This is a genomic window from Pseudomonas sp. JL23 (assembly GCF_056933585.1).
Window position 1 is genome coordinate 1903095 of sequence record NZ_CM167795.1, and the last position, 14351, is coordinate 1917445.

Annotated in this window: 14 protein-coding genes and 1 pseudogene; 8 read left to right on the forward strand and 7 right to left on the reverse strand. The window is 57.3% G+C overall.

Annotation, left to right across the window (positions count from 1 at the left end):
* Positions 1 to 8: 8 nt before the first annotated feature.
* The gene (locus AC1Z24_RS08935) at positions 9 to 527 is read left to right on the forward strand and encodes a GNAT family N-acetyltransferase (protein ID WP_483745334.1); all 519 of its coding nucleotides are present in this window, start codon (positions 9 to 11) and stop codon (positions 525 to 527) included.
* A 177-nt stretch (positions 528 to 704) separates the two neighbouring features.
* Here AC1Z24_RS08935 and AC1Z24_RS08940 read toward each other — a convergent pair whose 3' ends face one another.
* The 4 genes from AC1Z24_RS08940 to AC1Z24_RS08955 form a co-directional block, all read right to left on the reverse strand.
* Positions 705 to 1076 (reverse strand): hypothetical protein, encoded by a 372-nt coding sequence (locus AC1Z24_RS08940; protein WP_483745335.1) that lies wholly within the window; start codon positions 1074 to 1076, stop codon positions 705 to 707.
* A gap of 467 nt (positions 1077 to 1543) precedes the next feature.
* Complete coding sequence (locus tag AC1Z24_RS08945) at positions 1544 to 1873, reverse strand: hypothetical protein (protein WP_483745336.1); 330 nt, start codon at positions 1871 to 1873, stop codon at positions 1544 to 1546.
* 120 nt (positions 1874 to 1993) lie between these two features.
* Positions 1994 to 2842: an N-acetylmuramoyl-L-alanine amidase gene (locus tag AC1Z24_RS08950; RefSeq protein WP_483745337.1), complete on the reverse strand. Its 849-nt coding sequence runs from the start codon at positions 2840 to 2842 to the stop codon at positions 1994 to 1996.
* A complete protein-coding gene (locus AC1Z24_RS08955) occupies positions 2742 to 3371 on the reverse strand; it encodes a PAAR domain-containing protein (RefSeq protein ID WP_483745338.1) in 630 nt (209 codons plus the stop codon). The genes AC1Z24_RS08950 and AC1Z24_RS08955 overlap by 101 nt, the downstream gene beginning before the upstream one ends.
* Positions 3372 to 3967: 596 nt before the next feature.
* Here AC1Z24_RS08955 and AC1Z24_RS08960 point away from each other — a divergent pair.
* The 3 genes from AC1Z24_RS08960 (at position 3968) to AC1Z24_RS08970 (ending at position 6024) form a co-directional block, all read left to right on the forward strand.
* Complete coding sequence (locus tag AC1Z24_RS08960) at positions 3968 to 4189, forward strand: DUF6124 family protein (protein WP_483745339.1); 222 nt, start codon at positions 3968 to 3970, stop codon at positions 4187 to 4189.
* A gap of 268 nt (positions 4190 to 4457) precedes the next feature.
* A complete protein-coding gene (locus AC1Z24_RS08965) occupies positions 4458 to 5252 on the forward strand; it encodes a helix-turn-helix transcriptional regulator (protein ID WP_483745340.1) in 795 nt (264 codons plus the stop codon).
* Between the two features lie 157 nt (positions 5253 to 5409).
* Positions 5410 to 6024: a LysE family transporter gene (locus tag AC1Z24_RS08970; protein ID WP_483745341.1), complete on the forward strand. Its 615-nt coding sequence runs from the start codon at positions 5410 to 5412 to the stop codon at positions 6022 to 6024.
* Positions 6025 to 6154: 130 nt separating this feature from the next.
* Here the strand turns inward: AC1Z24_RS08970 and AC1Z24_RS08975 are convergent, their stop codons facing one another.
* The gene (locus tag AC1Z24_RS08975; RefSeq protein WP_483745342.1) at positions 6155 to 6973 is read right to left on the reverse strand and encodes an NAD-dependent epimerase/dehydratase family protein; all 819 of its coding nucleotides are present in this window, start codon (positions 6971 to 6973) and stop codon (positions 6155 to 6157) included.
* A gap of 322 nt (positions 6974 to 7295) precedes the next feature.
* Here AC1Z24_RS08975 and AC1Z24_RS08980 point away from each other — a divergent pair, with 322 nt between their 5' ends.
* Together AC1Z24_RS08980 and AC1Z24_RS08985 are read left to right on the forward strand one after the other, a co-directional pair.
* Positions 7296 to 8594 carry an MFS transporter gene (locus AC1Z24_RS08980; protein WP_483745343.1) on the forward strand — a complete coding sequence of 433 codons (1299 nt, stop codon included), beginning with the start codon at positions 7296 to 7298 and terminating at the stop codon, positions 8592 to 8594.
* Positions 8595 to 8665: 71 nt separating this feature from the next.
* A complete protein-coding gene (locus AC1Z24_RS08985) occupies positions 8666 to 9799 on the forward strand; it encodes a lactonase family protein (protein WP_483745344.1) in 1134 nt (377 codons plus the stop codon).
* 151 nt (positions 9800 to 9950) lie between these two features.
* Here the strand turns inward: AC1Z24_RS08985 and AC1Z24_RS08990 are convergent, their stop codons facing one another.
* Both AC1Z24_RS08990 and AC1Z24_RS08995 read right to left on the reverse strand, forming a co-directional pair.
* The gene (locus tag AC1Z24_RS08990) at positions 9951 to 10814 is read right to left on the reverse strand and encodes a methyl-accepting chemotaxis protein (protein WP_483746576.1); all 864 of its coding nucleotides are present in this window, start codon (positions 10812 to 10814) and stop codon (positions 9951 to 9953) included.
* A gap of 42 nt (positions 10815 to 10856) precedes the next feature.
* Positions 10857 to 11591: pseudogene (locus AC1Z24_RS08995) on the reverse strand (MCP four helix bundle domain-containing protein); the annotation flags it as partial.
* Between the two features lie 463 nt (positions 11592 to 12054).
* On the opposite strand from AC1Z24_RS08995, the gene AC1Z24_RS09000 reads away from it, so the two are divergent.
* The gene (locus AC1Z24_RS09000) at positions 12055 to 13659 is read left to right on the forward strand and encodes a response regulator (RefSeq protein WP_483745345.1); all 1605 of its coding nucleotides are present in this window, start codon (positions 12055 to 12057) and stop codon (positions 13657 to 13659) included.
* A complete protein-coding gene (locus tag AC1Z24_RS09005) occupies positions 13656 to 14348 on the forward strand; it encodes a sensor histidine kinase (protein ID WP_483745346.1) in 693 nt (230 codons plus the stop codon). Before AC1Z24_RS09000 ends, AC1Z24_RS09005 begins: the two co-directional genes overlap by 4 nt.
* Positions 14349 to 14351 lie beyond the last annotated feature (3 nt).

Consider the following 14351-nt stretch of genomic DNA (forward strand, 5'->3'; position numbering starts at 1 on the left):
GCAACGCCATGACCCAGCAGCGCACCACGTCCCGTCTTATCCTGCGACCACCCCGGCTCGACGACCTGACCAGCCTGTTCGCCATCTACGGCGACCCGGCCACCAACCAGTTCAACCCGTCCGGACCACTTGCCGATATGCACAAGGCCGAGGCGCTGCTGGACACCTGGCTCAAGCACTGGCGCGACAAAGGCTACGGCCAATGGACCATCGCGACTGTCGCCAACCCCGACGAAATCATCGGCTTCGGCGGCCTCGACGCACGCCTGTACCTGGACACCGAACGCCTCAACCTCGGCTACCGCTTCGCCGCCTCGGCCTGGGGCCAGGGCTACGCCACGGAACTGAGCCGCGCGGCACTGGAATACGGCTTCGCTGAACTGGCCGTGCCGGAAGTCTTCGCCGTGGTCAGGCCGGCCCATATGGCCTCGATCAAGGTGCTGGAGAAGATCGGCATGCAGCTGGTGGATACTTTGGATGATGTGCCGGGGCAGGCGCAGAGTCTGGTGTATCGGGTGGGGCGGTAGCGCCATCCTTTGGGAGGCGTCCTGACACAGCGCTGTCACTCGGCAAATACAGAACTCGTGGGAGCCGGCTTGTCGGATCGCCGCACCGTGGCGATCAAGTGCGAAGCGCTCGTAAAGATGTCAGCGGCTGGTCCGACGCAATCAGCAACAAGCAGAGCTCCACCCACTACTCGATAGTCATTCGGGTTCCACATCCCATGACTCGTGATTGATGTAAGTAAGAGGCTTCTTTTTGAAGGTGGCGTAGTAGCCGCGTTTGCAAGTGTCCATTTCTTCCTGGGTTTTCATTTCGATTTCGATACCGAGATGATATTTGCAATAATCAATGGCGTATTGGCGATCCTTTTTGTCCACTTTGTATAGCTGAGCCCGGTCTTCGGACTCTGTGGCGAAAATGTTCACGAATCTGAATTGGAGGGTGGGCTTCTTTTTGATAAAGAAGACAAACCGCTCTTCATCGTCCTCCCAGAAACGGGTTTCGTAGTAACCTACGAAAATTGCTGCTGGAAGAGTAACGCTAATTAAAAATATGAAAATCAGTTTTGTCATCGTCAGCGATTCTGCAAGTGTTTTTTACCGGGCGGTTCATTAACCGCCCGAATGTGTATCCTATTCCGCTTTGCAAGCCTCCAATTCTTTCTCGTTTTTAAGTCGGGTTTCTATGCCTAAACGGTATTTGCAGTAGTCGATGATGACATTTGCTTCTATTGCTCCCATTCGGTCCAAAGGGGTGTAGTCACCTTCTTTGGTGTAAAGATTATCGAATTTTACTTGAAGAGTAGGGTGTTTCTTTATGAAAAAGATCTTTTCTCCTCCGTGAATGCTTAGATTAGTGTAGTAGCCCACATACAGGTGGACTATAAGTAGGGCCGCTAGAGTTATTAGTAATTTTTCCATGGCACCGGCAGTGGTAAGGGTTTAGGTTGAGTGCGAATGGTTTTTGCCAATATTTGGCGTTGCAGGCTTCAAATGCCTTTTCGCTTTTCCTCGAGGTTTCAATGTCTACGACTTATGAATTATTGAGGCTGTAGGTTTCTTTTTGTTGCTCGATATCCTTGGTCGCAGTTATCCATTTCCTCTTGATTTTTCATTTCTATTTCTATCCCTAAATGGTATTTGCAATAATCAATCACAAGTTGGCGTTCATTTTTATCCAGTTTGTGTAACTTGGACTTGTCTTCAGAGTCGGTGGCGAAAAAATTTACAAATTCGATCTGTAATGTTGGCTTCTTTTTTATGAAGAAAACTATTTTATTGTCTTCTGCCCAGTGTGTTTCGTAAAAGCCGATGAAAAGCATTGATAGCAAAATAAAGACGAAAGTGGCTATTGTAAATATTTTTTTCATTGCTTAATCTGATCTGTTATTGCTGAGTTTTGATGGGGCGGTTAGGTAACCGCCAGGATCTCTATTTTAGCTTGCGATACACGTCTATTTTTCTGGATTTAATCATTCTTCTGTCGGCATTTAATCAAGCGATTTGAGTGGTTTGGGTGGAGGTAATAGTTTGGTTTTTATACGGATACTTTTGACTAATTTCATTCCGATGTGGCCTGGGCAGATTTTTCCGTCTTCTTTTTGGCCAGGGTATTCCATATGGCCTCCACAGTGTTTAATCAGAAAAGTGCTGCTCAGTGCAGTAAGTAGTTTTAACGTTGCATCTATTTGAGGGGCGGGTATTTTGTCAGATGAACCTATTCCTAAGTATTTCTTGGCTATGTTGAAGACAGCTACGCCGTCATTACCTTCCTCTGCGGTTGCCAGATTGTTCAAAAGTACAATTCCAATCAGGCCGGTATTGTATTTGTCAATGCTAGAACCTTTAAAGCGAATATCCCGCCCCTCATAAATCGTTCCCGCGCAGTCAATTCCAAAATGATAGCCGATATCATCGTATCGCTTCAGATGGACTATTTGGACGTCTAGCATCTGTTCTGCTCCGACGCTGCATTCGTAACCACGGCCCGCGTGATGTAACGCGATCATGCTGTAGTCCCAATCATATTCCAGCGGATTCTTTGGAGGGCGTGCTTTCCATTCTGAGCGCTCTACAAACTCATGCCCAAACGATCGTACCTGACGAATAATTGCCTCCCGTGTAGCCGCCCGATCATTGACGGTGATCTCAATGGGCCCGAAGGGGCGGGCCGATTGCAGTTCTTGCGCCTGGGTTTGGGTTTTGAAGTTATTGCCCACCATCGGTTGAATCGTCAGCTCATTCAGTACCCGTGCCGGAGACTGGAACGGGACATGTATCGAAATAGCTGAGCCCTCTGCAGGTGCCATTACATGAGCCACACCGTACGTATCTGTCATGCCGACCTTTTGCCGCCCCTCTACCGTATTCGATGAATACTCGATTTGAAAAAGGACGACGCGTTTCGCTGTCGATAATGGAAAAGGTTCGACCGTAAACGGGTTGGGGCTTGGTTGCCGTTTCCGCAACGGGCAAAGGTGTCTCGAGTTGGCTGCTCTGGGCTGACTGCGATGGTTGAGCGTGTGTCGATGCGGTGCCATTCGGTTGTGCCGTTGGCCCTGACGAGGTCCTGCTCTCCGGTGCTCGTTCACACGGGGCAATCAGCCGGTTGCTGCCGGGTGGGCAGCCGCAGTGGATAACTGCGCCATCCAGCGCGGTGGGTATTCCCTCCCAATCCATGGCCGGGTAGCTTTCGACGATTTTGCCGGGTCTTGAGCACTTGGGGCACGGTGTAGTCACGTCCCCGAGCCTTAATACTCCACTTTGTTCAAAAGATGCGTGTGGCAGGCTGCTGATGCACACCGCGCCGGTAGTGGTCAGGTCACCATGGGTTCCTATTCCCAGTCCGTTGGCACTACGTCGTCCCATGGTTCAATCCTCGGTTAGTGCTCGAAAGTGTTGGCGGCAGATGCGATCCGTTCTAGACGGACGCTCGGGTGATATGTGTAAAGGCGTATCCATGTTCATTATCCGATTGGTGTTTTTGCGACTCGACCGATAACCGGTTGCGGCAATATGAAGAAAACTAAATGAAAATTAGGATTAGTTATGTAGGAAAGGTCCCAAAAACCATTGGGCAATTTCTCGAAAGAATTTGTTGCGATATATACCACCCGATAAGCCGACGGTTCGGGTAGCAATATTGCGTCGCAGTAGGATCTGCCTCTTTCTTTTGAACGAAATTTCCTAGATGATTTCAGCTACTTGCATCTGAGTATTTCGGCTACTAATGTGCGCCGGTCGCTGCAAAAGCAGTGGCTGGGTTTAGTAGCCCGCGAATATATCAGCGCATGGTGTGCTCTCTGAGTAAGGCATTCATTAATGCCTACGCTCTATGGCGGCTGTGCGTAGGGCGCCTTCGGGTGCGCCGGTTCTGATATCCCGGTCTACTAACCTGCGTACAGCTGCCACCCAATCGATTAGTAGCGATGCAGGCAGCTCCCTTTGATATCAAGAGTTTGAATATGACTGACGTTACTTCCAATCCACCGTCGAATCTCGAACAATCCCTCAACACTATCTCCCACATCCTCCAATGCGCCGCCGCCACGGCCTATGAAACCGGCGATCAACTCAAAGGCTCGGACCGAGATCTGGCGTTCTCGGTCATGCATCTGATCGAGCTGACCAAGACGCGGATGGATGAGGTCGTGAGCGGGCTGTCGGCGGAGGCGGTCATTCACTAGGTGGCATAAACCCGGTAGGAGCGAACTTGTTCGCGAGACGGTGTGCCTGATACTCCGCGCCGAGCTTGCTCGCCAACAAGTTGGCTCCTGCCTGGATCTCATTGCAGTTCAGATAATGATGGTGTTTGAGAATTCGCGGGCAAGCCTCGCTCCAACGGCTCTTGCACAGCGCTCCTACACAGCCTCATCGCCGTGGAGTGGTTTGAGGTTACAAAAACAGCCCCAGGCGTTAGCCTGTTTCGCCACCACCCAGCCAATGACATCCGCCATGACTGACACCCTGCACCAAGCCCGGCTCGGCCCCTATGAACTGTGCAGTGCCTCAAGCGTGGGCATGCAGTTTGCGCGGCACAGTCACGATGAGTGTGTGATTGGCGTCAATCTCAGCGGTGAGGAGCATGTCTGGCTGGATCGGCGCACCTTTCATGCGAGCCGTGGCGATATCACCCTCTATAACCCCGGACAGATTCAGGGCGGCGGGGCGAAGGTGGGGCAGGCGTGGAGCTATGTCGGGCTGTATGTCCGCCAGGAGCAATTGGCGGCGGATTTGGGTGTGACGGGTGTGGCGTTCGAGCGGGCGCTTTGTCATTCGCCAAAGGTGGCCGGGGCATTGGCCGGGGCGATTCAGGGGGCGTTCTCTGCGGATGCTTTTTTGCGAGAGCGGGCCGAAGAGCAATTGCTGACGGCGCTGGCGGATGCGTTGGCATTCAACCGGACGCGCATGCCGGTTGCCGTACCGGCTGATCAGGGGCTGGTGACGTCGGTGCAGGAGTGGCTGGCCGAATGTCTGCAGGACACGCCTGATCTGGAACCGCTGAGCGCGGCCTTCGGTGTATCGAAATTCCAGTTATTGCGCGCCTTTCAAAAACAGACCGGTCTTACGCCCCGACAGTGGGCGATGCATCTGCGCACCCGGCGGGCCCGGGGCCTGTTGCGGGCCGGATTGCCCGCCGTGGTCGTTGCCCATGAGTTGGGTTTTGCCGATCAGAGCCATTTTCACCGGCATTTCCGTGCCGCCTACGGCATGGCGCCGGGGGCGTTTCAGCGGGCGGCATTGGGCTGAAGCTGCAATCTGGTTCAAGACAGGCAGAGCCCGTGGGAGCGAGGCTTGCCCGCGAAGGCCTTGACGCGGCCATCCTGATACACCGCATCGCCCATTTCGCGGGCAAGCCCGGCTCCAACGGGCTGTCGTCTTAATTTCTGTTCGGTGAATGTTGCCCATGCTAACGATTTTCCTCAGCGCCTTTATCTTCGGCGTGGTGTTCTGCCTGTCCCCTGGCGCGATCCTGGCCGAGACCTTGCGCCGTGGCTTGCAGCATGGCTTTGCCCCGGCGCTCTGTGTGCAGGTCGGCTCATTGCTGGGGGATGCGTTATGGGCGGTGATTGGCCTGACAGGTTTGGCGCTGTTGTTTGAATACCCCGCGGTCAAGTTGCCCTTGGGACTGGTCTGTGCGCTGTACCTGGCGTGGCTTGGGATTGGCAGTTTGCGCGATGCCTGGCGTTTGCCGGTGGCGGATAGCGGGGCAGTGGGCGGCGAGCGCAGTGCCCTCGCGGTGGGGGCGGCGTTGTCGTTGACCAATCCGAAGAACATTGTCTATTGGGGCGCGCTGGGTACGGCACTGGCGGGGATCGTTGGCGATACGCCGAGCCATGTCCAGACCCTGACCTTCTTTGGCGGCTTCATGCTGGCTTCGGTGCTGTGCTGTTTCTTGATTGCCGGGTTGGTGGAACTGCTGCGCACGTCGGCATCGGATCGTTGGCAGCGGGTCAGTTACGGGTTGTGCGGGGTGGCGTTGTTGTATCTGGCGGGGTTGGCGTTGCACGGGGTTGTCTGAGAGCCGAGTGTGGGACCGGCTTTAGCCGGGAAGGCGTCGGTACAGACGAAAGATACTCGTCGGTATTCACTGGCCTCTTCCCGGCTAAAGCCGGTCCCACAAAATCGCCTACAACGGGATGTATGCTGCTTTATTCAAAAGGCCCTGACGCCACAAACGCGCCACCCTGATAAACCATGGCCGGATCATCCGCTGCCGGCATCGGCTGGGCTTCGACCTTGGCGCGGAATTGTTCCGAGCTGTCCTTGGGCTGGTAATTCAGGTGTGCGGCGAAGCGGTTGTCCCACCAGGTGACTTTGTTCGCCGAGGCGCCATAGACGATGGTGTGGCCAACATTCGGGGTGAACAGCGAGCGTTCGATCAGTTGCGTCAGATCATCAAAGCTCAACCAGGTGCAGAGCATGCGGCGGTTCTGTGCTTCGGGGAAGGACGAGCCGATGCGGATGCTCACGGTCTCGATGCCGTAGCGGTCGAAATAGAAGCTGGCCATGTCTTCGCCATAAGCCTTGGACAGGCCGTAGTAGCTGTCCGGGCGCTTGGCGCTGTGGGCGTCTAGCACTTCGTCCTGCTTGTGAAAGCCGATCACATGGTTGGAGCTGGCGAAGATCACGCGCTTGACGCCGTGGCGCCGTGCCGCTTCATAAATGTGGAAAATACCGCTGATATTGGCGCCGAGCACTTCTTCGAACGGCCGCTCCACGGAGACGCCGCCGAAATGCGCGATGGCGTCGACGCCAGCCACCAGCTTGTCAACGGCCTGTTTATCCGACAGATCGCATACCTGGACTTCTTCGCTGGCGTCCGCCGCCGGGGCCATCTCGGCGATGTCTGACAGGCGCAGGACTTTGCAGAAAGGCTTGAGGCGCTGACGCAATTCCTTGCCAAGGCCACCGGCGGCGCCGGTCAGCAGCAGGCGGGGGAGTGGAGTGTGGGATGAAGAAGTGGTCATGGCCGGTGAATCCTCGGGGCTTTTATTGTTGGTTGTCGTACGACTTAATTAAATCGACTGTTGATTGGCCTTGTCAATCATTCAGATTCGGTCAACACACTGGGCTTATGAGTGCTGGTTTTGTCACCGGATGGTGACAAATTGTTCTTTAGAGCACGCTGGCCTTGAGGTTAGTCCTGGCCCTATTCTGCGAGCTGCGGGGAAATGTAAGAAAATGTTTCGCGAGCTTCGTTTTATCTCATACGATGACGTATAACTTGCGCTTCGGCCAACCTGGTCACAGCGCACCCATCACCTCTCAAAAAAAATAATCAGGTGAAACATGAAAGTGAAAGGAATGCGTTGGTGGATCGTCTGCCTGCTGTCCGGCGGCCTGGTGATCAATTACCTGGCGCGCAACACGCTCTCGGTGGCCGCGCCCACCATGATGACCCAGCTTGATATCTCGACCGAGCAATACTCCCATATCGTGATTGCCTGGCAGATGGCCTATGCCTTCATGCAGCCGGTGGCCGGTTACGTGATCGATGCCATCGGCACCAAGATGGGCCTGGCGATTTTTGCCCTGGCCTGGTCGGCGATGTGTGCGGCGGCGGCCCTGGCAACCGGCTGGCAGAGCCTGGCGTTTCTGCGCGGCCTGCTCGGTTTTACCGAGGCGGCGGGCTATCCGGCCGGGGTCAAGGTGGTCACTGAGTGGTTCCCGGCCAAGGAGCGCTCCGTGGCCATCGGCTGGTTCAATATTGGTTCGTCCCTGGGCGCCTTGCTGGCGCCACCGCTAGTGGTCTGGTCGATCCTCAACAGCGGTTGGCAGCTGGCATTTATCGTCGTCGGCGTGCTGGGCGGGCTGTGGACGCTATTGTGGATCTGGCTGTACAAGCGTCCGCATCAAAGCTCCATCAGCGACGCCGAGCGGGCCTATATCCTTGAGGGCCAGGAAGCTCATTTCAACGATGCGGTCGCCGAGAAAGCCAACTGGAAAAAGACCATCACCAAGCGCAATTTCTTTGCCGTCGGTCTGGCGCGGGTGCTCTCGGAGCCGGCCTGGCAGACGTTCAACGCCTGGATTCCGCTGTTCTTGATGACCGAACGGCACATGAATATCAAGGAAATTGCCATGTTCGCCTGGCTGCCGTTCCTCGCGGCGGACCTGGGCTCGGTACTGGGCGGTTACCTCAGCCCGATTTTCCACCGCTATCTGAAGGTGTCGCTGTTCACCTCGCGCAAACTGGTGATGCTCACCGGCTCACTGTGCATGATCGGCCCGGCCTGTGTCGGCCTGGTCAGCAGCCCGTATGCGGCGATCGCCTTACTTTGTGCCGGTGGTTTCGCTCACCAGATGTTGTCCGGGGCGCTGTATTCGATCACGTCCGACTCCTTCGGCAAGAACGAAGTGGCGACGGCTACGGGGATGGCGGGAATGTTCGGCTACCTTGGCGCGGCGCTGTTCACCCTGGTGTTCGGCATTATGGTGACCAGGATCGGCTACAGTCCGCTGTTCGTGGTGCTGGCGATTTTCGATATCGTCGCGGCCGGTGTGGTCCTCGCGGTTGCCCGTGAAGCGGCGCGCCCGGCAGCATCGACCATCGAGCCAAAGGGCACTTCACCTGAGGCTGCGGTCTGACACTATTCTCGCTGACCGTCTTCGCCATGAGGACGGTCATTGGTTTTTTCCCACAATAAGAAGGATCTACCATGAAACAGCCCCTGGTTCTCGCGGCAGTCATGGCCTGCACCCTGGCCGTCAACGTTCACGCGGCCACCTTTGCCTATATCTCCAGCCCCGGCGACGGTCTGGTTACCCAGTATCAACTCGATGAAAACACCGGTGCCCTGACGCTGGTCGAGCAGACGCTGGTGGGTGATCAGGTCAATCCACTGGCCATCAGTCCGGACGGCAAGGTGTTGTTTGCTGCCCAGCGGGTCAAGCCGTTTCAGGTACAGGGCTTCAGCATCGATCAGAAAAACGGGCACTTGCAGGCCATCAGCAAAGCGCCGCTGGCCGATAGCCTGGCCTACCTGTCTGTCGATCGTTCCGGACATTTCCTGCTCGGTGCGTCCTATGGGGCTGACTTGCTCAGCGTCCAGGCCATCGACGGCGGAACGCGCCCCAGCGAGCAGATCCAGACGGTCAAGACCGGCCCCCACGCTCACTCGATCCGCACGGACCTGAGCAATCGCTTCGTCTACGCCGGTAACCTGGGCGCCGATCATGTCCTGCAATACCGTCTCGATGCCAAGACCGGCAGCCTGAACCCCATCGGCGCAGGTTTCGTCAGCGTGCCCGCCAAGACCGGCCCCCGTCATCTGGCCTTCGCGCCCAATGGCAAGTACCTGTATGTGGTCGGGGAAATGAGCGGCACGGTGACCAGTTTTTCCATCGACCCGGACAGCGGCGCGCTGACCCAGGTCGCGGTGGCCGACGGTATTCCGGCGAGCCTGAAGCTGGCCCACGGTGAAGTGCGCGACGCCAGCAACAATGATTTGAAAGATGATCCGACGCCACGCATCTGGGCGGCGGACCTGCGCATTTCCGCCGACGGCACGCTGTTGTACATGACCGAACGCACCAGCAGCAGTGTCTCAGCCTTCCGCCTGGAGCCGGCCAGCGGCCAGTTGAGCTTTCTCGGCAACTACCCGGTCGAGGAAAAACAGCCGCGCAATATCGCGCTTTCCGCCAATGGTCGCTGGTTGTTGGTGACCGGGGAGAAGAGCGCCACAGTGGGCAGCTATGCCATCGGTGACAAGGGCGCACTGAAGCGAGTCAGCGAAGCACCGTCGGGCAAGGGCGCGTTGTGGATCGAGATGTTGCATATGCCGGGTGCATAGGATGAGTGCTGCACCCTGTAGGACCGGCTTCAGCCGGGAAGAGGTCGGTACATTCGATAGATGTGTATCGCCTGTAACCTACGCCTTCCCGGCTGAAGCCGGTCCCACAGGGGGGGCATCCCGCAGAGGATCCGGCAGGGCCTGACAGGATTCAGAGCTTGAACCGCGCCACCAGCACATCAAACGAGCTGGCCAGTTTCGACAGTTCCTGGCTGGCGGCATTGCTCGAGCGGGCGCCTTCGGCGGTGTTGTTGGACAGGTCCTGGATATTGATCAGGTTGCGGTCCACTTCCCGCGCGACCTGAGCCTGTTCTTCCGAAGCGCTGGCGATGATCAGGTTGCGGTCGTTGATACCCGCGACACTGGCGGCGATGCGTTCCAGGGATTCGCCGGTGGCCTTGGCCAGTTCCTGAGTGTTGGCGGCCAGCGTCCGGCTGCTGCCCATGGCCGCAACGGCCTGGTCGGCACTGTTGTGTACGGCGCTGATCATGCTCTCGATTTCGGTGGTGGAGACTTGGGTGCGGGCGGCGAGGGCGCGGACTTCGTCGGCGACCACGGCAAAGCCGCGACCTTGTTCCCCGGCCCGTGCCGCTTCGATGGCGGCGTTGAGAGCCAACAGGTTGGTCTGCTCGGCAATCGAGCGAATCACCTCCAGCACCTTGCCGATATCGCGAACCTGCCCGGCCAGGGTTTCCACCAGGCCTGTGGACTTGTTGATTTCGGCGTTGACGTTGGTGATTGCAGTAACGGCGTCGCGGGCTTGATCGCGGCCGGTGGCGGATTCAGAGCTGGCGGCGGAAGACGCTTGCGAGGTCGAGATGGCATTGCGCGCAACCTCTTCCACCGCCGTGGTCATTTGCGTCACTGCGGTTGCAGCCTGCTGGATCTCGGCGTTCTGTTGGTTGAGGCTGTGGCTGCTGTCCTGAGTGATGGTGCTCAGTTCGGTCGCCGCCGTCGCCAGTTGCGTCGACGCCGCGGCGATCTGCGCCAGGGTGCCCTTGAGGCTGCCTTGCATGGCGTTCAGCGCATTGAGCAACTGCCCGGTTTCATCGGTGTTGGCGGATTTGATCTGCTGGGTCAAGTCGCCTGCGGCAATGCGCTGGGCAAAACCGACGGCCTGGGTAATCGGCGGGCTGATCAAGCGCGTGATCAACAGACCCAGGCCGATGGCAGCGAGAAAGGCAACGGCAACGCCTGTGTACAGCACCCAGTTGGCCGAGCTGGCGACCTGCCTGACTTGCACGGCGCTTTCGTCGATCTGCCGGTTATTGGAGTCGACGATGGTGTCCAACTGGCCAAGAATGCTCTGGAACAGTTTCTCCACATCGGCGCTGAGCAGCAGTCGCGAGCCACCCAGATCATCCTGTTTGAGCTTGTCCAGAAATTCATCGATCTGCCGTTGATAAACCGGCCAGTCTTTCTCCAGTTGATCACCGGCCGCACGTTCGTCGTCAGCCAGATCGGTGGTGCGGTATTCCCTGAAGGCTTTCTCGCTCAGGGCCTGGTTCTCCTTGAGCGTCTTGATGATGGCGTCTATTTCGGCCGGTGGAAGATCTTCTGCCGCCGCCGAGAGTGCGCGGTACAGGTCGCGGTTCTGTGAGATGGCCCGGGACTTGGCTTCGGAGCTTTTGGTCACGGAATAAACGTTATTGGCGAACACTTCGTCCATGTTGTCGGAAATCCGCGCGATACCGCGGCTGCCCAATGCTCCAACAACTAATGTGATCACCGCACACAACACGAATGCGGTCAGCAGTTTTGTCGCGATTTTTGCCTGGTTTAACCAATTCATCGAATAAATCCCTGAATGCCTGGCGCATGCTCCGGCCCAGCCGAAGGCTTCCACTTTTTTGCCAGTGAAGACGTGTTCCAGTAAATGTCGTCCGATTTATCGGGGAATTGAGAAATTGTTGGCAAACCCGACGAGATGTTTCCCGTCGGAGGCGCTGACACGTTGGCTTTACTCTTTGATAACGAGGACCGGCAAGGCTTGCGGGGCATGGGAGGGATCTGAGAACCCGTACCTTGCACATGGGGTAAAGCCCCTATAATTTCGTTTTCACTTCCTCGGGAAAACCCTTGCAGCCGACCTAAGGTACTCGACAGGCAGAAGGGTATCGAGTTCGTGTAAAATCGGCCGATATCAAATTGCCAATAGCCGGAATCTGCGCGCTCACTGGCGCAGGGAAGCTGAACCCGTTATGCCTTTGCCCTAGGGCTCACCTTCCATACTTATCTGCAGAACAGGAATCTCGATGCTGGCGTACAACGAAAAAAAGTTTCTGATCGTCGATGATTTTTCTGATTTCCGCAGTTCGGTCCGGTCCATGCTGCGCGAACTGGGGGTCAAGGAAGTCGATACGGCTGATACCGGCGAGCAGGCGCTGAAAATGTGCTCGCAGAAGCGCTACGATTTTGTCCTGCACGACTTCAACCTCGGCGACGGCAAGAAAAACGGCCAGCAGGTGCTCGAAGATCTGATGACCGAGCGACTGCTCAGCTATGAAAGCGTGTTCATCATGGTCACGGCGGAAAACAGTCAGGCTATGGTCATGAGTGCTCTGGAATGGGAGCCCGATGCCTATCTGACCAAGCCGTTCAACCGCGCCGGCCTGGCCCAGCGTCTGGAGAAGCTGGTCCAGCGCAAGACCCTGCTCAAGCCGATCCTGCAGGCCCTGGATCGCGGCAAACCTGCCGAAGTACTGGCGGCCTGCACCGCGCTGTCGCAGAAAGACCCGCGTTTCGCGCCACTGTGCCTGCGTTTTCGCGCCGATGCCCTGCGTGATCTGAATCAGCACGAGACCCTGGAAAACTTCCTCAAGAAAATCCTCGCCGACCGCCCGCAGCCCTGGGCCTACGCGGCACTGGGCAAGGTGTTGCTCAAGCGTGGCAAGCACACGGAGGCGCAGGCGGTCTTCGAGCAGGCGGTCAAGGCGTTCCCTATGATGCCGGTGCTGTTCGACGGCCTGGCCGATGCCCTGGTTGCCCGTGGCGATCTCAAGCGCGCGCAGAAGGTCCTTGAGGATGCCGTGCGCCTGTCGCCTCTGGCCGTGCGCCGTCAGCGCATGCTGGGCAAGCTGGCGCTGGATAACGAAGATTTTGAGAGCGCCTCCAAGGCCTATCGCCAGGCGGTCTCCCAAGGCCAGTTCTCGCGCTTCAAGGATCCGGAAACCAATCTGGGCCTGGCCCAGGCGCTGATCAGCAAGGGCGGTGACCAGGGCCTGGATGCGCGTTCCCGGGTGGAGATCAACCAGGCTCTTGGCGAAGTGGCCAAGGAGAACGCCGATGATCCCGGCCTGCAGGTCCGTGCGCGCCTGATGAAGGCCACCAGCCTGCAGCGCAGCGACCCGGAAATGGCCGCCAAGCTGACGGCTTCGGCCATGGAACACTTGTCGGGCATGGAGCAGTTTCTCAGTGCCGATGCCGCCCTGGCCGTGGCCGCGCAGTTGAAGAACCTGGGGGAGGAAGATGCCAGTTCCGGGTTGCTCAAGAACTGTGCAGAAATCTACGGCGATGACCCGACCGTGATGCAGAGCATCGCCCGTCAAACGGATGACCCGGAGATTCTGGGCGCCAACAAGACCGCCATCGACCTCAATCTGCAGGGCGTGCGCAGCTACAAGGCCGGTGAATTGGCCGAGGCTCAGGAGTTGTTCCGCAAGGCCCTGGCGTTGCAACCGAAGAACATCAGTATTGCCCTGAATATGGCGCAGTCCTTGCTGCACCTGAAGGTCGAGAACCTCAATCCGCAGCAGCTGGCCGAGTGCCAGGCGTGTCTGAAGATGGTCGGCAAGATGCCCGACACCGATGCTCGTTTCGAGCGTTTCCAGAAGTTGCAGAGCAAGGCGTTTGCTACATGAGTGAGCAGGATTCGGGGCTGGATTTTTCCATGGTGATCGCCTCCACCGTGCATGACATGAAGAACTCCCTGGCAACCCTGATGCACGCCCACAGCGACTGGCTGGGACAGTTGTCGCCGGAGCAGCGCAAGACCCCGGAAGGCGCGGTGATCGATTACGAGTTCGCCCACCTGAACGGTATGCTTGTGCAGTTGCTGGGGTTGTACAAACTCGGCGTCAATCAACTGCCGTTGCGCCCCGACTACCACGAACTGGATGACTTCATCGAAGCGCAACTGGCCCATCATCGCGAAGTGCTCGAGAGCCGGGGCATTACTGCCAGCTACGAGGTCGAAGGGATCAGTACGCTGGGGTTCTTCGACCGCGAGCTGATCGGCTCGGTCGTGGCCAATATCATCATCAACGCCATCCGCTTTGCCCGCAGTTCGATCCTGATCAGCGCCCGGGAAGACGACGAGCAACTGGTGATCAGTATCAACGACGACGGCCCCGGCTATCCGGACTACATGATCGGTACTCAGGCCGACTATGTGCAGGGCATCAATCAGCGCAGTGGCAGCACCGGCCTGGGTTTGTACTTCTCCACTCATATCGCCCAACGCCACGAGCGCAACGGGGTGCATGGGCGCATCGAGATCAGTAATGGCGGCGCGCTGGGCGGCGGGCTGTTCAGTATCTATCTGCCCTGACTT